The 22,580-nt window shown below is 36.5% G+C and carries 17 protein-coding genes and 1 riboswitch; of the genes, 5 read left to right on the forward strand and 12 right to left on the reverse strand.

The genetic code is table 11. The features are described 5' to 3' along the window. Window positions 1–547: transposase (locus BM157_RS09550; protein WP_318255902.1), on the forward strand; the 547-nt coding region annotated here is incomplete at its 5' end. Window positions 548–896: 349 nt separating this feature from the next. On the opposite strand, the gene BM157_RS09555 is transcribed toward BM157_RS09550, so the two are convergent. Continuing rightward, entirely contained in the window at window positions 897–2,039 is a 1,143-nt protein-coding gene (locus tag BM157_RS09555) for an N-acetylmuramoyl-L-alanine amidase family protein (protein WP_318255903.1), read from the reverse strand. Between the two features lie 382 nt (window positions 2,040–2,421). Between BM157_RS09555 and fucO the strand changes: the two genes are divergently transcribed. Beyond that, a complete protein-coding gene (gene fucO / locus BM157_RS09560; RefSeq protein ID WP_022501879.1) occupies window positions 2,422–3,570 on the forward strand; it encodes a lactaldehyde reductase in 1,149 nt (382 codons plus the stop codon). A gap of 141 nt (window positions 3,571–3,711) precedes the next feature. On the opposite strand, the gene pepF is transcribed toward fucO, so the two are convergent. Together pepF and BM157_RS09570 are read right to left on the reverse strand one after the other, a co-directional pair. Beyond that, entirely contained in the window at window positions 3,712–5,499 is a 1,788-nt protein-coding gene (gene pepF / locus BM157_RS09565) for an oligoendopeptidase F (RefSeq protein WP_055174040.1), read from the reverse strand. Continuing rightward, the gene (locus tag BM157_RS09570; protein ID WP_022501881.1) at window positions 5,499–6,374 is read right to left on the reverse strand and encodes a DegV family protein; all 876 of its coding nucleotides are present in this window, start codon (window positions 6,372–6,374) and stop codon (window positions 5,499–5,501) included. Before BM157_RS09570 ends, pepF begins: the two co-directional genes overlap by 1 nt. A 195-nt stretch (window positions 6,375–6,569) precedes the next feature. On the opposite strand from BM157_RS09570, the gene BM157_RS09575 reads away from it, so the two are divergent. Next, window positions 6,570–7,499, forward strand: a complete 930-nt coding sequence (locus tag BM157_RS09575; protein ID WP_055174039.1) for a GNAT family N-acetyltransferase — start codon at window positions 6,570–6,572, stop codon at window positions 7,497–7,499. A gap of 124 nt (window positions 7,500–7,623) precedes the next feature. Here BM157_RS09575 and dapB read toward each other — a convergent pair whose 3' ends face one another. The 3 genes from dapB to BM157_RS09590 all read right to left on the reverse strand — a co-directional run bounded on the left by dapB (window position 7,624) and on the right by BM157_RS09590 (window position 10,475). Then, a complete protein-coding gene (gene dapB / locus BM157_RS09580; RefSeq protein WP_022501883.1) occupies window positions 7,624–8,385 on the reverse strand; it encodes a 4-hydroxy-tetrahydrodipicolinate reductase in 762 nt (253 codons plus the stop codon). Between the two features lie 88 nt (window positions 8,386–8,473). After that, window positions 8,474–9,361: a 4-hydroxy-tetrahydrodipicolinate synthase gene (gene dapA, locus BM157_RS09585; RefSeq protein WP_022501884.1), complete on the reverse strand. Its 888-nt coding sequence runs from the start codon at window positions 9,359–9,361 to the stop codon at window positions 8,474–8,476. A gap of 171 nt (window positions 9,362–9,532) precedes the next feature. After that, window positions 9,533–9,717, reverse strand: a riboswitch (Lysine riboswitch). Between the two features lie 116 nt (window positions 9,718–9,833). Next, window positions 9,834–10,475, reverse strand: a complete 642-nt coding sequence (locus BM157_RS09590) for a single-stranded DNA-binding protein (RefSeq protein ID WP_022501885.1) — start codon at window positions 10,473–10,475, stop codon at window positions 9,834–9,836. 478 nt (window positions 10,476–10,953) lie between these two features. Between BM157_RS09590 and typA the strand changes: the two genes are divergently transcribed. Together typA and BM157_RS09600 are read left to right on the forward strand one after the other, a co-directional pair. After that, window positions 10,954–12,783: a translational GTPase TypA gene (gene typA / locus BM157_RS09595; protein WP_022501886.1), complete on the forward strand. Its 1,830-nt coding sequence runs from the start codon at window positions 10,954–10,956 to the stop codon at window positions 12,781–12,783. 76 nt (window positions 12,784–12,859) lie between these two features. Further along, complete coding sequence (locus BM157_RS09600; protein ID WP_022501887.1) at window positions 12,860–13,177, forward strand: helix-turn-helix domain-containing protein; 318 nt, start codon at window positions 12,860–12,862, stop codon at window positions 13,175–13,177. Window positions 13,178–13,359: 182 nt separating this feature from the next. Here BM157_RS09600 and BM157_RS09605 read toward each other — a convergent pair whose 3' ends face one another. The 6 genes from BM157_RS09605 to BM157_RS09630 form a co-directional block, all read right to left on the reverse strand. Next, on the reverse strand, window positions 13,360–15,150 hold the full coding sequence (locus BM157_RS09605; RefSeq protein WP_090140887.1) for an ABC transporter ATP-binding protein: 1,791 nt from the start codon (window positions 15,148–15,150) through the stop codon (window positions 13,360–13,362). A 152-nt stretch (window positions 15,151–15,302) separates the two neighbouring features. After that, a complete protein-coding gene (locus BM157_RS09610; protein ID WP_022501889.1) occupies window positions 15,303–16,859 on the reverse strand; it encodes a glycoside hydrolase family 28 protein in 1,557 nt (518 codons plus the stop codon). Beyond that, entirely contained in the window at window positions 16,850–17,791 is a 942-nt protein-coding gene (locus BM157_RS09615; protein ID WP_090140890.1) for a glycoside hydrolase family 88 protein, read from the reverse strand. The genes BM157_RS09610 and BM157_RS09615 overlap by 10 nt, the downstream gene beginning before the upstream one ends. Before the next feature lie 205 nt (window positions 17,792–17,996). Then, window positions 17,997–19,949, reverse strand: a complete 1,953-nt coding sequence (locus tag BM157_RS09620) for a family 43 glycosylhydrolase (RefSeq protein WP_090140892.1) — start codon at window positions 19,947–19,949, stop codon at window positions 17,997–17,999. 210 nt (window positions 19,950–20,159) lie between these two features. Further along, window positions 20,160–21,023: a carbohydrate ABC transporter permease gene (locus BM157_RS09625; protein WP_022501892.1), complete on the reverse strand. Its 864-nt coding sequence runs from the start codon at window positions 21,021–21,023 to the stop codon at window positions 20,160–20,162. Window positions 21,024–21,034: 11 nt separating this feature from the next. After that, the gene (locus BM157_RS09630) at window positions 21,035–22,531 is read right to left on the reverse strand and encodes an ABC transporter permease subunit (RefSeq protein WP_022501893.1); all 1,497 of its coding nucleotides are present in this window, start codon (window positions 22,529–22,531) and stop codon (window positions 21,035–21,037) included. Window positions 22,532–22,580 lie beyond the last annotated feature (49 nt).

The following is a 22,580-nucleotide window of genomic DNA, read 5'->3' on the forward strand; positions in this document are numbered from 1 at the left end:
TAATTATGAGATATCAAAAACAAGGAAATACAAGAATGATATTGGAAAGATAGAAAACATGGAATACGATAAAATATCCGATTTTTATACATGTAAGAATAACAGGAAACTTACAGTATCACATATAAGACACAATAAAACTAAAACAGGATATGTGAGTGAAAAAACTATCTACACATGTGAGAATTGCAGCGACTGCCCTTACAAGAGTGACTGCATAAAAGATAATAACTGCAAAACGCCATTAGGAGAAAGAACCAAGGTATTACAAGTTGCAAAAACATTTATAAAACACAGAAAAGAGGATTTGGAACGAATCATATCTGATGAAGGGGTATTGTATCGGATGAACCGGAGCATTCAGGCTGAAGACTCATTTGGAGACATAAAACAGGACATTCAGTTCAGAAGATACCTAAGCAAAGGGACTGCGAATGTACTCGCTGAAAGTACTCTTTTAGCAATTGCAAGAAACATAAATAAACTTCATAATAAGATTCAGAACGGGAAGACAGGAACATATTTATTTCCTTTAAAAAGTGCCTGAATTTAGAAATATCAAAATAAAAATTTTTAAAACCTGTATAGGTTTATTAAAGTACGCCAATTTGGGGCACATCCCATTCATTTTAATAAATAGTAACTTAAAAATCGTATTTTTATAGGAAAAAGAGGCTGGTACTTTAACGATTTTCAATCGTTAAAGCGACAGCCCCTTTTTGTTATCCGAGAAGTGCGAGGCACTTCTCGAAACCCAACTGCTTCGAAGTTTGGGTTCGATTTCTCAGAGTGCTAAAGCACTCTTCGGTCGTGTCAGAGCAGAGGTCCACCGGACCTCTTAACACCCGTCTCACGTGACGTACGGGAGGGATTATCAATAAGTCCTAAAACAAAAGTTAGTTCACTACCTCTAATATTCCTTGTGCATCGGCACGGGCCAGGGCATCTAGCTGGGAGTCGGTGCTGAAATGAGTTCTGTAGTCGTTCTCGTTGCTTAGGAATGAGTGTTCTATTATAATTGTTGGTATTCCGGCATATGTGCCGTTGTATATAAGTCCATAATAATCTGCTGGTGAACCGTCTGGGTAGAGTTCATTTACTGTGTTGGTACGCTGTAATATGCCATTAGTGTATTCTGTGTTCCAGTCATCTGCTATTGGAATTCCTATATTGTTAAGATTGCGGATAATTGCATTGGCAAGCATATTTTCTTTATCATATATGCTTGCAAATCTTGAATCAGATGGCTGATATCGGCTACAGCTCATTAATACCATACAGCCTCTTGGATTAGTATTATCCTGGCTTTTGCTGTTAATATGAACCGATATAACATAATCGGCGTTATTGCCTTTAGCATAGTCTATTCTTCCCCCTATGCTCACATCTGTATCAGAAGTACGTGTCATAATGACATTAAGATTATCATTCTGTTCAAGATACCACTGAAGCTTTTTTGCTATTACAAGATTAATATCTTTCTCTTTAATGAGTACACCATCATATGTTTCTTTCGTTCCCTCATTACTTCCACCGTGTCCTGCATCTATACATATAGTTGTCTTGTGCTGTGCTTCCTGAATATTTTCCTGTGTATCATCATCTTCTGCTCCACCTGATACATAAGAAAATGTGTCATTATATACAGGCTGCTGGCTGTTATCATCTACATTGTTACCATTTTCTGTATAATTATCCGTATCATAATCCGAATTATCATTACTTATACTTTCATCACCGCTGTTATTTTCATCTTCAATATCTGCATTATTTTCGTTATCCGTTACAGCAGATGTGTTATCGGCTTCGCTGGTGTTCTGGTTCTCATCTGAATTAACAGACAGATCATCTGCATTTACATTCTGCATACTATCTGTATCACTATTATTTACCGCAACAACTGCCGTATCTGCTTCATTATTAGAATTATCAGACTTACCGTCTGTCCTTCCGCACGCTGTCAGGCTCAATGTCAATGTACTTACTAATAACGCTGTATTTATCACTTTTATTATATTCTTTAAATTATTGTTTCTCATTTTACTCCATTCCTATGTATTTAATGTGTATATGATATACCTTTCATTTAATAATATCTATACCTCAATTTTATTTTTAAATTTACTTTTCAATTTTGTTTCAAATTTCATTTCTATATTTTATAGTGTTCTGATAATGTATTTTCAATAATATAATTTCAATAATATAATTTCAATAATAAAATATACCATTTTACATATCTTTTCACACACATATTATTAATATATCCCCTGTTTATGTGCCCTCATTTGTATACATATTCACACATTTGTTGCGTCATTTTGCATTAATTTTAATATTTTTTAGTTTTTTACTTGTATATTATTCACAAAGTGTTAAAATATAAACATAAATTCAACGTGAATGGAGGTAAATATTATTATGGCACAGAGATTTATTCTTAACGGTACATCTTACCACGGAAAGGGAGCTATCAAGGAGATAGCTACAGAGGCTATTTCAAGGGGATTTAAGAAAGCATTTGTATGCTCTGACCCTGACCTTATCAAATTTGGTGTAACTAAGAAAGTTCTTGATGTATTAGACGAGAACGGACTGGCTTATGAGGTTTATTCAGACATCAAGCCTAATCCAACAGTAGAGAATGTTAAGACAGGTGTACAGGCATTTAAAGATGCTGGTACAGATTATCTTATCGCAATCGGCGGTGGTTCTTCAATGGATACAGCCAAGGCTATTGGTATTATTATTAACAACCCTGAATTCAGTGATGTTATAAGCCTTGAAGGTGTTGCTCCTACTAAGAAACCTGCCGTTCCTATTATTGCAGTTCCAACTACTGCTGGTACAGCCGCAGAAGTTACTATCAACTACGTTATCACAGATACAAGCAAGAACCGTAAAATGGTATGCGTTGACCCACACGATATCCCTGTCGTAGCTGTTGTTGACCCTGATATGATGTCTAGTATGCCTAAGGGGCTTACAGCCGCAACTGGTATGGATGCTTTAACACACGCTATTGAAGGTTACATAACTGCTGGTGCCTGGGAATTATCTGATATGTTCCATCTTAAAGCTATTGAAATCATTTCTAAGAGCCTTAGAGGTGCTGTTGAGAACACACCTGAGGGACGTGAAGGTATGGCACTTGGACAGTATATAGCAGGTATGGGCTTCTCTAATGTAGGTCTTGGTATTGTCCATTCCATGGCTCACCCACTTGGTGCCCTCTATGATACACCACACGGTGTTGCTAACGCTATTATCCTTCCAACAGTTATGGAATACAATGCTCCAGCAACCGGTGAGAAATATCGTGACATTGCCAAAGCTATGGGTGTCAAAGGCACAGATGATATGACACAGGAAGAATACAGAAAAGCTGCTGTAGATGCTGTAAGAAAGTTATCACAGGACGTAGGTATCCCAGCTAACTTAAAGGATATTGTCAAGGAAGAAGATATTCCATTCCTTGCACAGTCAGCTTATGATGATGCATGCAGACCTGGTAATCCAAGAGAAACAAGTGTTGAAGAGATAACAGAGCTTTACAAGAGCCTTATTTAACAGACAACTACTTAAATTATTGTTTATCATATTTTACACCTCTAAAAAAGAACCCCGCTATACCGGCAGGGTTCTTTTACTATTTACTATTTTAGTGTTATATAACAAAACATAGGTTATATGACAAAACGCATTAACAGCTTAATCCCACTCATCAAGCAGTCCATTAAATACATTTAATGCAGACTGTACAACTTCACGTTTTTCCATATCTATTCGGCATAGCTTAAGCAGGTCAATAGGGTGAAGACTGCTGCCGCCTGAAAGGAACTTTTTATAGCCCTCTTTAACAGCTTTATCTCCCTTTAATATTCCAGCCGCTATCGCAATAGCAGCAGAATATCCTGTTGCATACTGGTATACATAAAATGGAGTATAAAAATGTGGTATTCTCGCCCACTCGTATGCTATCTCATCATCAATAACACACTCACTTCCAAAATACTTTTCATTAAGCTTTCTGTATACATCACACAGGTTATCAGCAGTAAGGACATTGCCTTCTTCGACCATTTTATGGGCTGTCATCTCGAATTCAGCAAACATCGTCTGTCTGAACAATGTACCCTTAAACTGCTCAAAATAATGGTTAAGAAGATACTTTCTTCTCTTATTATCTTTATCATTCTTACAGCTTTCCAACAGATAATTCATAAGAAGTGCTTCGTTACAGGTTGAGGCAACTTCTGCAACGAATATCTTGTAACCGGCATATATATATGGCTGGTTGGAATTAGAATAATATGTGTGCATTGCGTGACCCATCTCGTGAATAATTGTAAACACATCATCTAATGTTCCTGAGAAATTAAGGAATACATAAGGGTGAGTTCCATATGCTCCCCATGAGAATGCTCCCGTTCTCTTTCCTTTATTCTCATATACATCAACCCAGCCTGTTTCAAAGCCTTCTTTAACCTTAGCAACATACTCTTCGCCCATAGGTGCTAAAGCTTCAAGAACCATCTGTCTGGCTTCATCATAGGTAACCTTCCACTCATAGTCCGCTACCATCGGAGCATATATATCATAAAAATGAAGCTCATCAACCCCTAAAGCTTTCTTTCTTATATCAACATACCTGTGCATAAGATTAAGATTGTCATCTACAGTATTAATGAGATTCTTGTATACATCTACAGGAATAAATGAATCAGACAGATACATATGTAATGTTGATTCATATTTTCTTGCTTCAGCCTTAAATACTGCCTGTTTTACGTTGCCATAAAAGCAGGCTGCAAGCGTATTGATGTACTGCTTATATTCCTTATAAAGACACTCAAAGGCTTCTTTTCTTACACTTCTTTGCTGGCTCTGCATATATTTTACATATGTTCCATTAGTCAGCTCAACCTTATTCCCAGATTCATCAATTATACTGCCAAAATGGACATCTGCATTGTTAAACTTAGAAAATATCTCATTAGGAACAGACATTACCTGCGATGCTTTTGCAAGAAGAACTTCTTCCTTCTCAGACAGCGAATGTTCTTTCTGGCTTAACATATCGTCAATCATATGCTTATACAACTTAAGCCTGTCATCTTTTAAATATTCATAGAGAACATTTTCATCCATACTTAATATTGCAGGCTCAACAAATGCGTACTTCTCAGCACATTTAGCTGCTGCCGTCTGTGCCCTGCCTGACATATCCTGATACACCGAATTAGCTGTATCCTCATAATATCTCATATATGCGTATACATATAATCTCTCAACAAGATAATCAGTATCATTCAATTCCTTTAATACATTATAAAGATTATCAGCCGACTCAGTTAAAACAAACTGATATTCACAAGGCTCGCCTGCCTGTTTAATAAGCTTCTGGTAATCTTCTTCCCACGCATTATCTGATGAGTAGATGTCATTAACTGCCCATTTGAACTCATTATCAATCTCACTTCTTAAAGGTGCTGCCATTATTCTGCCTCCGGTACATAAGCTGACACTGCTATTGCCAATGAACCATATCCTATATGGCACGCAACACTGAGTGACAATGGATCCATATGGAAATCATACTGAGGAAATGCTTCTTTTACAGCCTCAGCCCATTCCCTGGCTTCTTCTTCATTACCAGTATATGCAACTTCCATATGAAGCTTTCCTTGTTGTGCATAATCTTTAAATCTGTTATCACAGTCATCCTTCATAGCCTTAAGCATAATCTTCTTGGCTGATGACTTTCCTCTTGCCTTGGCAAATGCATCAAGCTTCTCACCCTGTATCTGTAATACAGGATTGAGCTTTAACATAGTTCCAATAGCTGCCGCCGCAGGTGTTATTCTTCCACCCTTCTTAAGATACTTAAGTGTTTCAAGAGTTATATATATGCTTGAGTCCATTTTGTGAGCTTCAAGTATATCCTTAATCTCCTCGGCATTCTTACCCTTATCTGCCAGAGCCTTTGCATCCATAACTGACTGGCGCATAGTAACTGATATACGCTGGTTATTAACAACCTGCACCTTTCCATCATAATCACCTGCAACCATAGTTGCTGTCTGGCAGGTACCACTAAGACCGCTTGACATAGGTATAAATACAACCTCATCATTGTCCTTTAACAATTCATCAAAATAGTCCTGTAATGTTCCTATTGATGGCTGTGATGTAGATATATCTGCATCATTTTTAAGCTTTTCATAGAATTCTTCCTGTGTAAGATTAATATCTTCAAGGTATTCCACTCCATCAATAAAAAAAGGCATAGGTATAACTGTAACACCCATATCCTTAGACTGTGCCTGTGTAATACCGCTATTGCTGTCTGTTAATATTGCTACTTTACTCATAATATGACCTTCCTATTATTTACTGTAATTGCTACCAATCATCACTAATATATATAGCAATTACTCTCTATCTACCCGTAGTATAAAAATGATTATCAACTCTTATTGTACATTATCTTTTAGTTTGCTACAATGATTTTTACATAAAATTTGCAACAGATTACCAATTTTACTTAAATCAGGGGGATTTAATATATGAACGCACACGCCAATACTACTTCATTCGCCAATACTACTTCATTCGCCAATACAGATATTATTATAGAAAATGTCTTCTCTTATGATGATGTTTTAAAGCTTTCCGAATTATGCAATTATGAACCATTCTGTGATGAACCTGAGGCTGAAGACTTAATACAACTTGCGGCTTTTACAAAGGATACCCACTGCCTTGTCGGGTTTATTTCGTGTTTAAACCCTATTATTAACTGCAACACTGATGACTCCGATGACATAGACACTCACAATAATTCAGATACTATTAAACCGAGTATATATGATGATATGGTAATTGAATTTACCGCTATGACTGCCCCTGACTACAGGCAGCAGCACATTTTCACAGCAATGTTTTATGCACTTATGTGCACCGTTAATGCTTTAATATCAGACAGCAACATAAAATACATCACCGCCATTGACGATAAAACCGCGAACAGCATTATCAGCCACAAGCATAATCCTGCTTGTAATATTTCCGGCAATATCAATATAGCATATGCCTGCAGCGAATATCTTATGGAACTTTCAATTAAACATATAACTAATAACTTTTCCACTGTCCTTCCGGACACTATTGAGTTATTAAAATATGATGATGAATATCAGCTTTTATCAAGTGCCTCTGATGAGCTTATATCATCAATATCATTTGAACATTTTAACACACATATATGTATACACGATGTATGGACTGACCCTGATATGCGCAGATGTGGCTATGCCAGATTATTATTAACAGAGCTTATTCAGGATTGGAAAAATGACAGCTTAAACAACAGCCACGATAATACTATAATTCCTCTTATACTTCACGTTTCAGGCAGTAATATGCCCGCTGTCAGGCTTTATAAGTCAAGCGGATTTGTTGTAAGGGAAGAACTAAAGTATTATAACGTAAAATAAGTCCTACAAGCAAAAGGTGTGGATAATGTAACTAACAATTCAGGCTTTAACCCTGAATACTGCGGTTGTTACATTATCCACACCTTTAATAATTTAATCTGTTCTCTTCGTGCTATCCCATTTATTATCTTGCTGCTATAACATCAGACATATCATACATTCCTGCACTCTTACCTGCAAGGAACTTAGCTGCTTCTATAGCACCCTTTGCAAATACTGACTTAGAATATGCTGTGTGTGTGAATTCAATAACTTCATCTTCACCAGCGAATATTACATCATGTACTCCTACTATTGTTCCACCACGCACTGCGCTGATACCGATTTCTTTAGGATCTCTCTTTACTCTTTCCTGACTTCTGTCATATTTATAGTAATAATCATCACCAAGAACTTCCTTGATTGAATCTGCTAATGCAAGTGCTGTTCCACTTGGAGCATCTACCTTCTTGTTATGATGTCTTTCTACTATCTCAACATCGAAGCCTGCTGGTGCAAGAATCTTAGTTGCATCCTGTAAAAGCTTCATAAGCATATTAATGCCAAGTGACATATTAGCAGACTTAAGCACTGCAACTTTGCAGGCTGTCTTTCTTACGTGTTCAATCTGCTCATCTGTAAGTCCTGTTGTACATACTACAACCGGAATCTGCTTCTTTTCACAATAATCAAGAAGTGCATCCTCTGCCTTTGCTGCTGCAAAGTCTATTATAACATCTGCTTCTACATCACAGTCATTAACTGATGCAAATACAGGATAATCATTATGTCCATCGTCAAATGGATCAATTCCTGCTACTATCTTACATTCATCATCTTTGCTTACAAGGTCTGTAATAACTCTTCCCATATGTCCATTACAGCCATGCATAATAATTCTTGTCATTATCATAGCCTCCATACATTATTTTCTTTATTATTTCAATGTTTATGTTCGCACACTTCTTTTATCTGTCAAATTATAGATTCTTACACTACTTTATAAGTCCGTAATTCTTAAGTGCTGTCTTTAACTTATTAAGGTTAGCTTCTTCCATTTCGCAAAGAGGCATTCTGAGTGGTCCTACTTCCATACCCATAAGATTAAGAGCTGTCTTAACTGGAATAGGATTAACCTCACTGAATAAAGCATCTACAAGCTCAAGTGCCTCAAACTGTAACTGACGGCTCTTTTCAATATTACCGGCAAAGAACTCAGCACATATGTCGTGTGTCTGCTTTGGTGCAACATTTGATAATACAGATATAACACCCTTAGCACCAATAGACATAAGCGGTACGATAAGTCCGTCTTCACCTGAATACATATCAAGACAGCCTTCTGCTAACATCATTGTCTTAGATTCCTGTGAAAGATTGCCTGTTGCAGCCTTAATGGCTACGATATTATCTACTTCCCTGGCAAGCTTTACTGCTGTCTCTGGCTGAATGTTGCAGCCTGTTCTGCTTGGTACATTATACATAATAATTGGAAGGTCAATTGATCTGGCAACTGCTGTGTAATGCTCTATAAGTCCCTTCTGTGTAGCCTTATTATAGTAAGGTGTTACAACAAGACATCCGTCAACGCCTGCCGCCTGTGCTTCCTTTGAAAGTTCAACAGCTGTCTTAGTACAGTTAGAACCTGTTCCTGCAACAACAGGAACTCTCTTTTTAACATAATCAGCAGTAAATCTTATAGCTTCAATATGCTCTTTTTCTGTCATAGTTGCAGACTCACCAGTTGTTCCACAGATAACAATCGCATCTGTTGAATTATTAATCTGATAATCAAGAAGCTCTGCAAGCTTATCATAGTTGATTTCTCCATTGGCTTTCATTGGTGTGACAATAGCGACACCTGCACCTGTAAATATTGACATAACTCCTCCATTCCAACGCTTATCCGTTGTATTAATATTAATTATTTCAATTCTATTCCTGTATTGTCTAATAGAGTACAACGTTTAAATAACTCTTTTACAATAAAACAGACCGATCTAATGACAGACCGGCCTAAGTAAGAATTCATTATACAAATATCATTATATAAATCTTCGCGTAGCCCTCCATCATAAGGCATCAATGCCCATAATGACAGTCATAAGATTATTAACCTTATGCCCAGCATATAACTTCCCTGAATTATATGCTTCGGCACTTTCCCCTTTCGCTGCACATCATATGCTTGGGGACATCCGTACAGTTACTCTTGAATCGTGCGACCTCTACTTTGTAGAATTAAAAGTTAATTTGACTATATCACTTGCGTAGTTCATTGTCAATATCAACACATTCTTATTTATATGATGTCAGGTGTAAATAGCCATAAACTATTCGTGACTACGCAATATTTTATTCTTCTTCAACTAAATCAATCTTGCTGACAGAAACCTCATAGGCTACTCTCTTCTCAACTGACTCCTCATCAACCTTTTTGGTGTATTCTCTTGACTGTACTCTTCCACATATCTGAAGGTGGCTTCCTACTTCAAGTCCGCCTGCAAATCTTGCATTTCTTCCCCACGCAATACATGGTATGTAATCAGACTTGCCATATGGTCTGTTGACAGCTACAAGAATATCAGCTATCTCTCTTCCTAATGGAGTCTTTCTATATATAGGTGGCTTACATACATAGCCATCAAGGAATATCTGATTAGACTTTGACTGCTCCTCTGGAATATCTTCATCTTCTATAAAGCGTAATTCTCTTACAAATATTGAAAGAACGAGCTTATTCTTAACACCTTCGTGTCTGTTATAAGAACGGAACTGTCCAGATACCTCTATCTTCATTCCCCTGTAGTCTTTAGTTACATCAATAAGTCTTTCACTTATCATAAGTGGAATTATATCCACCATATCACTGAGACGGTTGACAGATACATTTGCAATATAAAAGCCCTCTCCAAATACCTCGTGGCTAAATGTAAATTCTGATACCACTTCTCCGATGATACACACCCTGTTGTTTTCAATTACCTTATCAAGCATAAGTATTTCTCCCTTCTTTGACCGATATTATTATGCCTCGGTCCTGTGCTTTATTTATTGTTCTCAATATGTATATGTTCTAACTTGCTGTAATATTACAAAAATATTTTGAAAAAGTTGTGTACAAATTATAATATTTTTGAAAACATTATAAAAATACTCTGTTTTACTGTATTTACACAAATTGTATTTTTTTACGAACATAGTGGTATACCGGTATACTTCTATTAAAATATATGTTATAGTCTTACTAGCATAATCGCAATTATTAAATATTAATATGTATATATATGTGCAATCTGCTATAAAATATATTTGATATTTTTTAATATTTTTACCATATATACTATTGTATTTTGATAGCTTTGTGATAGAATATAAAAGTTGCTAACCATAACCATTCAATGTATAATATATATTGCTGGTAAATATGTAACAGTGATTGAACATTTTGACTTATATATGAAAGGAAAACATAATGAAAACTAAACGCGAAGATATTCGTAATATCGCTATTATCGCCCACGTTGACCATGGTAAGACAACTCTTGTAGATGAACTTTTGAAACAGAGTGGTACTTTCCGTGCTAATCAGGAAGTTGCTGAACGTGTAATGGATTCTAACGATATAGAACGTGAAAGAGGTATTACTATACTTTCAAAGAATACTGCCATTCACTATAAAGATACTAAGATTAATATTATTGATACTCCAGGACATGCTGATTTCGGTGGAGAAGTTGAGCGAGTTTTAAAGATGGTTAATGGTGTTGTTCTTGTCGTTGATGCTTTTGAAGGCGTTATGCCTCAGACTAAGTTCGTTCTTCAGAAGGCACTTGATCTTAATCTTGCAGTTATCGTATGTATTAATAAGATTGATCGTCCAGAAGCCAGACCTAATGAAGTTATCGATGAAATTCTTGAATTATTCATCGACCTTGATGCAAGCGATGAACAGCTTGATTGTCCATTCATATTCGCATCAGCTAAGTCTGGTTATGCTATGGCTGACCTTGATGACGAAAGAAAGGATATGCAGCCTTTATTTGACTGCATAGTTAATAATATACCAGCACCAGAGGGTGATCCTGATGCTGATACACAGATGCTTATATCTACTATTGATTATAATGAATTCGTTGGACGTATCGGTGTAGGTAAGATCGAGAATGGTAAGATTAAGGTTAATCAGGAAGTAGCTATTGTTAACCACCACGACCCATCTTTAAGAAAGAGAGTACGTGTAACTAAGCTTTACACATTCAACGGACTTAATAAGGTAGAAGTTAATGAGGCAGGCTTCGGTGATATCGTTGCCGTATCTGGTATTGCCGACCTTAAGATTGGTGATACACTCTGTTCTGTAGAGAACCCTGTTGCTATCCCATTCCAGAAGATTTCAGAGCCTACTCTTTCTATGGACTTTATGGTTAATGACAGCCCACTCGCTGGTAAAGAGGGTAAGTTCGTAACTTCAAGACATATCCGCGACAGACTTTTCAAGGAACTTAATACTGATGTAAGTTTAAGAGTAGAAGAAAATCCTGGTTCTGAGAACTCATTTAAGGTATCAGGACGTGGTGAACTTCATTTATCTGTTCTTATTGAGAATATGAGACGTGAAGGCTATGAATTTGCTGTAAGTAAGGCTGAAGTTCTCTACCACACTGATGAACGTGGCAAGAAGCTTGAACCTATGGAGCTTGCATATATTGATGTTCCAGAAGAATTCTCTGGTTCTGTAATCCAGAAGCTCAGCCAGAGAAAGGGAGAACTCCTTGGAATGACACCTATTAATGGTGGTTACACAAGATTACAGTTCTCTATTCCATCCCGTGGTCTTATCGGCTACAGAGGTGAATTCCTTACTGACACTAAGGGTAATGGTATTATTAACACTTCATTTGAAGGTTATGAAGAATACAAGGGTGATATATCTTACAGAAAGACTGGCTCACTTATAGCTTACGAAGATGGTGAAGCTGTTACTTATGGTCTTTTCAATGCACAGGACAGAGGTACTCTTTTCATCGGACCTGGCGAAAAGGTATATGCTGGTATGATTATCGGTGAGAACCCAAGAACTGAGGATATTGAAGTTAATGTCTGCAAGACAAAGCACCTTACTAACACTCGTTCTTCAAGTGCTGATGAAGCTTTAAGACTTGTACCACCTAAGATATTAAGTCTTGAACAGGCTCTTGATTATATTGACACAGATGAGCTTCTTGAAGTAACACCAACTCATCTTAGAATCCGTAAAAAGATTCTTGATTCTACAGCAAGATACAGAGCTAATAAGAAGTAATTACATTTAATCATAATTCTTCTTATTAATATATAACAACCAATTAACAATTTATAATTATCAATGGAGGTCTACTATGGATAGCGATTTAGGAGCAAAAGTTAAAAAATTAAGAATTTCACAGGGTTTAACACAGGAAGACGTTGCTAAGGCACTTGATGTAACTCCAGGTTATATCAGTAATGTAGAAAATGGACGTAATCTTATGACATTAAGAATGCTTTCATACTATGCAGAGCTTACAGGCGTTTCTCTTGACTACCTTGCAGGAAGTGTTGATAAGAACTACCAGAGCACAGCTCTTGATAATGAAATTATGCAGTTAGTATCTAAATTAGATTCTGAGACTAAGGAAAAGTTAATCTCAACATTAAGAATCTGGATTAATAACTAATAAGATAAGTTGATATAATATATGTTCTTCGTCAAGTTAAGGACTTTGAATATCACATATAAAAGAAACCTGGTGCTAATAAATGGCATCAGGTTTCTTTTTACATATTGGCTGATAATTTATGCTGTGACTTCGTTAAAAATGCAGGCAGACCCCCTCTGTGCTTTCGGGTTGGACAGACATTATGACTGTATCTTCTTCATCTGATAGAACTCACCCTTGAGGTTCATTAATTCATCGTATGTTCCATATTCTACACAGTGGCCATCAGCTATTACGGCTATTTTGTCAGCGTCTTTTATTGTTGAAAGACGGTGGGCTACTATAAAGGTTGTTCTATCTTTGGTAAGGTTATTGAGAGCCTCCTGTATAAGTTTTTCTGATATACTGTCTAAGGCTGATGTGGCCTCATCTAACACTATAACCTTAGGATTTCGTATAAGTGCTCTTGCTATTGATATACGCTGCCGCTGACCTCCTGAAAGCTTTCCACCGTGCTCTCCTACCATCGTATCAAGTCCGTCTGGAAGTGAATTGATTAAATCTGTAAGATTAGCGGCTTTAACTATTTCATCAAGCGTTGCCTCATCAACGTTATCAACACCATATGTAATATTATCCCTTATTGTCCCTGAAAATAATATTGATGTCTGTGGAACAACCGCAAGATGCTTTCTATATGAGCGAAGGTCAATATCCTTCATATTGTGTCCGTCTATAAGCACTTCTCCTCTGTTAACCTGATTAAAACCTATTACTAGGTTAAGAATTGTCGATTTACCAGCTCCGGATTCACCAACCAGTGCAATTGTTTCGCCTTTATCCACATGAAGATTAAGGTTATGCAGAACTGGCCTGTCGATATTATTATATCTGAATGTTACATCTTTAAAATCGAACTCACCATATATGTCCTTAATTATTTCCTTACCTTCATTCTGTTCTATGTCATCTTCTAATAATACTTCACCTATTGAATTAACCGATTCAATACCTTTGGCTATTGTAGGAATAAGAGACATAAGTGATGATACCTGACTTACGATTGTAGCAAAATAGCTCTGGTAAAGTGTTATATCTCCCGGCATTACAGTTCCTTTAATTGCAAGAAAGCCTGTGAATCCAAGACATACTACCTGAAATATCTGGAATATCGCCCAGCCTACTGAACCAAATAATGATTGTATTACATCAAGTCTGTAGCCTTTTTCTGCAACAGCAAATAATTGTCCACTCATTTTCTGAACTTCTTCCTCCTCAAGTGCATGTGCCCTCGTGACAGGAATAAGCTCAACCATCTCCATTACCCTTGCAGAAGTTTCTTCCATCTCTTTTCTGAATTCATTATTACGCTTCTTCATTACATTCCTGAAAAATACCATTGTCGCAGCGGCAATTGGTGTTGTGAGCAGAAAGAATATGAATACTACAAGGCTCTTATTAATGGTTACTATAAGTGCTATAGCTATATTAAGTGCTATATTAAGTATGCTAAGAAACATCTGCGTTGACAGTGTTTCCACCGCTTCGACATCTCGCATAATCTTGGATTGCAGACGTCCTGACTGCGTTTCCTTATGATAAGATATAGATAACTGCTGCAGCTTTCTTACAAGTGCCCTTCTTAAGCCTGTCTCTGCATATCTTGTTGCTAATGATTTGTATCTTGTATACATATAATTCATAGGAATATTAAGTGCTACAAGAACAATCATAATCATCGCCTGTATAATTATGTTCTGATAAGTTTCTGGCGAACCACTCGTTATATCATTAATAATATTCGCTGTGACAATAGGCAGTACCCATACAGGTGCATGCTTTATAAAGAAGAATATAACAGCAAGAAAGAACTTATGATAGTTGCCTTTATAAAGACCTAACAATATCTGCATAGGGTGACCTTTATGCTTTTTATAACATTCTATAAACCAGCTCTCGACATCTATTCCCTTTGGTGCTCTTAAATTCAATATACTCACCCCGCTTTCATCGTTATAAAAAGGAATGTGCCGCGGCACATTCCCCTATTTATAGTTGTAATCATATGATGATAAAGTCATAAGTTCCAAATCCTATTACGCAGGTATTAACGACTTTCTGAACTTTTGACTCTGACATCTTATTATTTCTTAATTATATTATCTACATTTTCTGCGACAATTTCTTCACCGTCACAGCCTGTAACCTTAACATTATCAAGAATAAGTGTGTTGATATTACTTACAATCATACCTTGTCTGCTTGCTTCATCACAGCCTAACATCATAGCTGCAACACCTGACTTGGCATTATCTGCGTATGTAATATTAATATTCTCAAATGTAAGTTCTTCTATTTTGCTTTCTGGAAGTCCGCATATATAAGTACCTGCAACGTGGCAGTTCTTAGCATTGATATTCTTAAATGTGAACTTCTTAATTGAAGGTGTTCTATCATCTACAGGAAGCGGCTTCTTAGAACCAACATACTCTGTCTTACCATCCGGGTCACAGAAATAGAAGCTGTTGACTACAAATGGTGTCATAACATTATCCATATCTATATTCTCGAAAGAAATGTCATCAAGAACTGAAAGCTTTCCTCTTCCTCGTCTTGTCTTAACTCTTAAGCCTCTGTCTGTGTTCATAAACAGGCAGTCTTTGATATGCACGTCCATAACACCTGCGGCAATCTCGCTTCCTACTGTTACAGCTCCGTGTCCATCTCTCATACAGCACTGTCTTACTATCATATTGGTTGTTGGAACATTGTATTTCTGTGCCATATAGATTTTGCCTGATTTAATAGCAATACAATCATCTCCAACTGAAATATATGTACCAAGTACGAGTACGTCCTCACAGCTTTCTGGATCAAGACCATCTGTGTTGTGTGAGTCTGCTGGTGCTTTAATCTTTACATCTATAAATTTAAGGTGGTTACTAAAATATGGGTGAATAGTCCAGCAAGGTGAATTCTGTACTGTTATGCCCTGCATAGTAACATTTTCACAATGATTTATAAAGAAAAGGTTAGGTCTCCACGCTATATTACGCACTTTGCAGTTCTTCCACCAGTTATCGTGTGTTGTACCACCATCAATAGTACCCTCACCTGTTATAACAATATTTTTAACATTAAGACCACATATTATTGCCGAGAAAGAGTCTACCGGATTACCTTCCCATGAAGCCAGATTGTATTCTGACTTCTCATCATATGACTCAATAAGACCTGGTAATATAGGGAACTTATCTCTGTCTGTGAATGCAAGTAATGTAGCACCCTTGGCAAGCTCAAGTGTAAGGTCATCTTTTAAGAAAATGCTTGATATTCTGTAAGTTCCTTCTGGAACATATACTCTGCAATTCTTCTTAGAAGCCATAATTGCACACTGGATTGCATTGGTATCATCGTGCACACCATCACCATATGCACCGAAATCCCTTACATTAAGTGTTACAAATTCATAATCTGTATGAAGCTCGACAGGACCATATTCTTTACCGTCATATACCGCTGTTATCTCATAATCTGTATCTGGCTTGAAGCCATATAAAGATGTAACCTGCTTGTCTGTATGTGTGAACAATTCTCCATTAACATATATGTCATATTCTTTCTTGGAATAATACTTTCCTGCTTCTGTTAATTCTACAACTGCATTTCTGCTTGTATTAGTTACTAATACTAACTCCATAATGCTCCTCCCTTGCCACGGCCATAATCCTGATATTCTCTGTTGCGTACTGTCTCGCTGTATACTAATGCCGCCTTGCTTACTACATTCTTATCGGTATCGTCATCAGTGAATATCTCACCTGACATTACCTTATCACACACGCCTAACACAATGCCTTCGTATTTCTCTGTGTGAAGTGCCTTCATTCTACATCCCTTTAATACAGCGTAGGCAAACATAAGCTCTGACTCTTCATCAAAATCATCAAAGTCATCATAATCTCTCCCTGTTTCAAGAACAGCCTTAACTGATGCCTTGAAATAGTCCTGCATCTTTCTGTAGATTTCATATATCATCTGGTCCATAACTTCCATTGTATCAACAAGTGAAGCTGCATATACAGATAATACCTTAACCTTGGCTGTTGTATCTGATGAATACTTAGTGTCTGCAAAAAGCTCATCATTCATAGCGTTATACTGTCCGATAACGTCATTATACTGCTCTTTTCCACCGTCCTTAGTTTCATATGCCATATAAAATGGTTCATATGAATATGCCTTACATAAGCATTTCTTATCATCTGCATCTTTAAAATAACCTGCTTCATTTCTTGCAAAATTCTTAAAACCAGCCGCAAGCTTTACAGCTTCATTCTTATATTTATCATCACCTGTAAAATCTGATGCTGTATAGAACGCATTACCAATCATAAAATGCTTAAGGCTATTCTTATCGATGCTGTCTATAATACCACTCTCTATAACCTTATCAAGTGCTTCTGTTAATGCTTTAACTGCACTATCTTCTCTTAATGCCTTACATAATGAAGAAAGTGCGTTAAGTCTTAATCCAAGAGCGTACACATCGTTACTGCTGATTAATTCATCAACCTGTGATAACTTTGCATACATATTCTTTTCCAATTCTGAATTTCTGTTAATTATCATTGCAATCTCCTTACTATATATTAAGATGAGCACCTTGGTGCTCATTATTTCGTAATTCACGATGTCTTTCAACGCTTACAAAGTTTCGCAAGAAACTTTTAAGATGAGCACCTTGGTGCTCATTATTTCGTAATTCACGATACTTTTCAACACTTATAAAGTTTCGCAAGAAACTTTTAAGATGAGCACCTTGGTGCTCATTATTTTATGCTTTATATCTGAAATAATCAAATGCCGCATAATAATCATCTGTTCCGTGTCTTCCCTCGCTATCAGTATACTGGCTTCCATAATCTCCAGCGTAAGCATACATTCCAATCATTGCACCTGTAAAACGCTTACCCTTATGAATTCCTTCATCACACAGATAATAGACATTATCCAGAGTAACAACTTTATTATAGTCTTTATCATTATAACTATATGAAAATGTCCTTCTTAGATTATTCGTATCTATCTTAAGGTATATGTCTTTATTACTGTTATCAACGCATACACCCTCGTGTGTAATGACCTCATCACCAATCTTCTCCACTACATTAAGCATAAGTCTTGGTGTTTCCTCTAACGTAGCAAATACACCGAATTTTATATAGGTGTTCTCATCATAATAGCAAGTCATGCCGCAGTTCTGACCCGGATATAATTCTGGCATACAAAGCTTGCATACAGCACTAAATCTGAAATGTTTCTGTCTTCTTAAAAGTATATTCTTAGCTTTCATAGTATCAAGGTTATATCTGCTTCCCTTGATATGAATATGAGAGTCTTTTAACTTAATGCCGTCCATCTCCGGCACTCTTGGGAACCACCATTCATTACTCAGATATGAATTATTAAAATCATCATCTGACTCATCTTCCCATATCATCTCTGGCAGATCAGGCTTTACCTGTAATGCACTAGGACCTTTAAGGTTATTGACTATCGGCCAGCCGTCCATAGTCCAGCTTATAGGGTCAAGAGCAGTTTCTCTTCCTAAAATGCTGTATCCATCGCCAATCTTTCTTCCACACAGATACACCATATACCAGTCACCATTCTGTGTCTGTACCGGCTTTCCGTGACCACACCTCTGTATTATCTCATCAGGGTTGTTCTGTCTCATAATAGGATTGTATGGGCAGGGTTCATATATTCCTTTAAGCTCCCTGCTTCTGGATACCGTTATTCTGTGTCCCGGTCCTGTTCCACCCTCTGCTTCAAACAGATAATAATATCCATCCTTCTTTAAAAGATGAGGTCCTTCCGGTGCTCTCTTATTATCTCCATAGAACAAAAGCTCTGCTTTGGATATCTGTTTAGTAGCATCCTCATTAAGCTCAAATATTCTTGCTCCCCTGTTAAGGAGCATATATCTTCTTCCATCATCATCATTAAATATAGATGGGTCAATACCATCTTCATCTATAATGGCAGGCTTGCTGTATGGTCCTTCCGGCTTATCTGAACTTACAACTATCTGCTTTCTGTATACATTACCTGTATCATTAAGTCTGTATGTAGCTGTTATATAAAATCTTCCCTTATAATAAGATATATCGGGAGCCCAGTAACCTCGTCCTCCTTCAAGGTCATCAAGAGCCGCCCACTCTGGTTCTGTAATAGCATAACCTATTATCTTCCAGTGAATAAGGTCTTTAGAATGCGATACTGGTATACAAGGATAGAATATAAATGAAGAATTAACCATATAATAATCATCTTCAACCCTGACAATTGATGGGTCAGGATACATACCTGTCCTTATTGGATTGTGATACATCTCACTTAACTTATGACCAACAACACTCTCAAAATATTCTTCTAACTCTATAAAATGATTCTGATGAGCAACCTCAAAAGGTGTCTGTAAATTAATATCTCCAGACAAAGGTGACATTCCAACTCTCTCAACCAGATACCTGCAAGTAGGTACGCTTCCTGACATAGCCGCATAATGAAGCATATTCTTATTATTATCATCGTGAATATTCATACTTGCCCTTGAATATTCAACTATATACTTCACAAGCTCAAGGTTACCCGTCTTAGCGGCAAGTAATGCCATAAGTACTCCATGTTCATCCTTCTCATCTATAAGATTAGGCTCATTCTCAAGTATAGTCTTAACTTCTGCAATATTTTCAAGATATATCGAATCTGCTAACTTTCTCAATTCTCCACCACCTTAACGTGTTTTATATAGACAATTCCTAAGTATGTCCTAATTTTAACATATAGATATATGTATTTCTACATAAAAAATGCCAATACAACAAAAAAAGACGGAAATGATATTAGCATTTCCGTCTTTTTTAATAATTATAATAATTAATCTCAACAATCAGATAATAGTTGATTAATAACTATTCTTATATTCCTGATATTACTCCTTAACGGCACCTACATTAACACCCTGTACAAAGTACTGCTGGCAGAATGGGTAGATAATCATGAAAGGTAATATAGCAACGATTGTAGCCGCATTAGAGATTGTGTTAGGGTCTACTGAATCGTCGTTAGGAATATTACTATCCATAACCATGTTACGAAGTTTAATCTGGAAGTTGTATAACTTATCTGTTCTGATATAAATCTTGAAGTTAGTATAATCATTCCAGAATGTTACGGCAAACATAAGACCGATTGAAGCAAGGGCAGCCTTAGAAAGTGGTAACACAATCTTAAAGAATATACCCATTGGTGAACAACCATCAATCTGAGCAGCCTCAAACAATGATTCTGGAATACCTTCAAAGAAGTTTCTCATAAGTACAAGGTTATATACGTTGATAGACATTGGTAAAATTACTGCCCACAATGTATCAAGTAAGTGTAAGTTCTGCATAACTAAGTACTTAGGAACCATACCACCATCGAAAATCATTGTGAATAATAACATATATGCGAAGAAGTTTCTTCCTGGCATTTCCCACTGAATGAGTACATAACCACCGAGTGTAGCAAGTAATAATCCCATAAATGTACCAGCTAATGTTGTGATAACTGATACAAGGAATGGACGATAAAGAGAAGCTCTTGAAATAATCGCACCATATCCACCTAATGAGAATGTACTTGGCCACCATCTAAAACTTGTTGCTGAATGAGCATCAAATGAATCTACAATAACCTTCCACATAGGGAAAAGAATTAACAATGAAACCAATATAAAGAAGATTACATTGACTATTGGGAAGATCTTAAATTTTTTCTTTTTCTTTTTATAAACTAACTGTTCTTCACTCATCGTCTAACCTCCTATACAATTCCACGTCCACGGACTTTTTTACTTGCGTAGTTACAACCAAGTACGAGGATCATACCTACAAATGACTTGAATAAACCTACGGCTGTTGTATAACCATAATCAGAGAATGAAGCCGAGAATGTCTTATTGTAAATGTATGTCTGTAATACCTGAGAAACATCATATGTACCAGCACTCTGTGTAACGAATACTGATTCAAAAAGGTTCATAACCTTAGCAAGGTTAAGAATAAATACTGTGATGATTGTGTTAGCTAAAGCAGGAAGAGTTATATATATAAGTCTCTTAAATCTGTTAGCACCATCAATCTGAGCAGCCTCATAAAGATCTGGGCTGATACCTGATAATGTAGCAAGGAAAAGAATAGTTCCCCATCCTGTATCCTTCCAGATATTCATTACGAAGAATGTACCTGTCCAATACTTAGAGCTACCAAGGAAATCAATTGGAGAATTGATAAGTCCCATATTAATTAAAGCACCATTAACAACACCTGTGCTGTTAACAGAAAGAATTACTTTGAATACAGCAGCAACAACTACCCATGACATAAAGTGAGGTAAGTATACAATTGTCTGTACTGTCTTCTTAAATGCCATATTAGTAATCTCGTTAAGAAGAAGTGAGATAATAACTGCGGCACCTGTATTAAGTATTAACTTAACAATTGATAATACAAGTGTATTTCTGAATGCTGCCCAGAAGAATGTATCAAATTTTAACATTGTCTGGAAGTGGAATACACCAATATAATAAGGGTTAGCTAATACATATGAAGTAAAGGCGTAACGACATCCTAACATTGGCCAGTAGAAGAATAATAATACCATTACTAATACTGGCAGGAACATAAGATAAAATCCTCTGTAGTAGAACATCTTCTGCCCAATATTCTGATTTAATGTGTTAGATAAATACTTTGTATCAACACCGAGGTCTTTCTTGAATATCTTAACGACATCCCAGAACACACCAACAATAGCAACTATAAGGCCGATGATTATAACATATACACCTGAACCTACTGAATAAGAATTACCATTATAACCATTAGATAATAAATCTGAAATGTTATGGTATACATACTTTAACGCACCAGTCTTAGTCTTTCCATCAGCACTAGTAAACTGGAATGCAAACATTGAAATAAATGCAACAGCTGTAGCTGCCACAGATGTAATAATAGATAACTTTTCTTTCTTAGCAACAACTAATAAAATACCAGCAACAAGTATTAACATAAATATGTACCACATTGCAATGACGCTGATATTCATAAAGCCGAATGAATATGCCTTAGGTGTATAACCATCCATAAGAGTTTCGTTAGACTTTGCAAATGGAAGTAATCCGCCTATTAACATAATAACCATACCGATAATAGCTAAATATCTAGTATTACCAGCTGGCTTACCATTAAGTGCTCCACACTTAGGGCAAATCTTTGCCTTCTTAGGAAGCTCTGTTCCACAAGACTTACACTGCATCTTTATACCCTTCTTTCCTAATATTATAGTAACAATTGCTTATATCAAG

This window comes from [Lactobacillus] rogosae (assembly GCA_900112995.1).
In the GTDB taxonomy this organism is placed as follows: Bacteria; Bacillota; Clostridia; order Lachnospirales; family Lachnospiraceae; genus Lachnospira; species Lachnospira rogosae.

What these genes read in the sequence shown, in the direction of transcription:
- fucO (WP_022501879.1), top strand. Translation starts at nt 2,422, where the DNA reads ATGGCACAGAGATTTATTCTTAACGGTACATCTTACCACGGAAAGGGA.
- BM157_RS09610 (WP_022501889.1), bottom strand. Translation starts at nt 16,859, where the DNA reads ATGGAGTTAGTATTAGTAACTAATACAAGCAGAAATGCAGTTGTAGAA.
- BM157_RS09590 (WP_022501885.1), bottom strand. Translation starts at nt 10,475, where the DNA reads ATGCTTGATAAGGTAATTGAAAACAACAGGGTGTGTATCATCGGAGAA.
- dapA (WP_022501884.1), bottom strand. Translation starts at nt 9,361, where the DNA reads ATGTCAATATTTACAGGTGCAGGTGTCGCTATTGTCACACCAATGAAA.
- typA (WP_022501886.1), top strand. Translation starts at nt 10,954, where the DNA reads ATGAAAACTAAACGCGAAGATATTCGTAATATCGCTATTATCGCCCAC.
- pepF (WP_055174040.1), bottom strand. Translation starts at nt 5,499, where the DNA reads ATGGCAGCACCTTTAAGAAGTGAGATTGATAATGAGTTCAAATGGGCA.
- BM157_RS09575 (WP_055174039.1), top strand. Translation starts at nt 6,570, where the DNA reads ATGAACGCACACGCCAATACTACTTCATTCGCCAATACTACTTCATTC.
- BM157_RS09555 (WP_318255903.1), bottom strand. Translation starts at nt 2,039, where the DNA reads ATGAGAAACAATAATTTAAAGAATATAATAAAAGTGATAAATACAGCG.
- dapB (WP_022501883.1), bottom strand. Translation starts at nt 8,385, where the DNA reads ATGACAAGAATTATTATGCATGGCTGTAATGGACATATGGGAAGAGTT.
- BM157_RS09625 (WP_022501892.1), bottom strand. Translation starts at nt 21,023, where the DNA reads ATGAGTGAAGAACAGTTAGTTTATAAAAAGAAAAAGAAAAAATTTAAG.
- BM157_RS09570 (WP_022501881.1), bottom strand. Translation starts at nt 6,374, where the DNA reads ATGAGTAAAGTAGCAATATTAACAGACAGCAATAGCGGTATTACACAG.
- BM157_RS09630 (WP_022501893.1), bottom strand. Translation starts at nt 22,531, where the DNA reads ATGCAGTGTAAGTCTTGTGGAACAGAGCTTCCTAAGAAGGCAAAGATT.
- BM157_RS09615 (WP_090140890.1), bottom strand. Translation starts at nt 17,791, where the DNA reads ATGATAATTAACAGAAATTCAGAATTGGAAAAGAATATGTATGCAAAG.
- BM157_RS09600 (WP_022501887.1), top strand. Translation starts at nt 12,860, where the DNA reads ATGGATAGCGATTTAGGAGCAAAAGTTAAAAAATTAAGAATTTCACAG.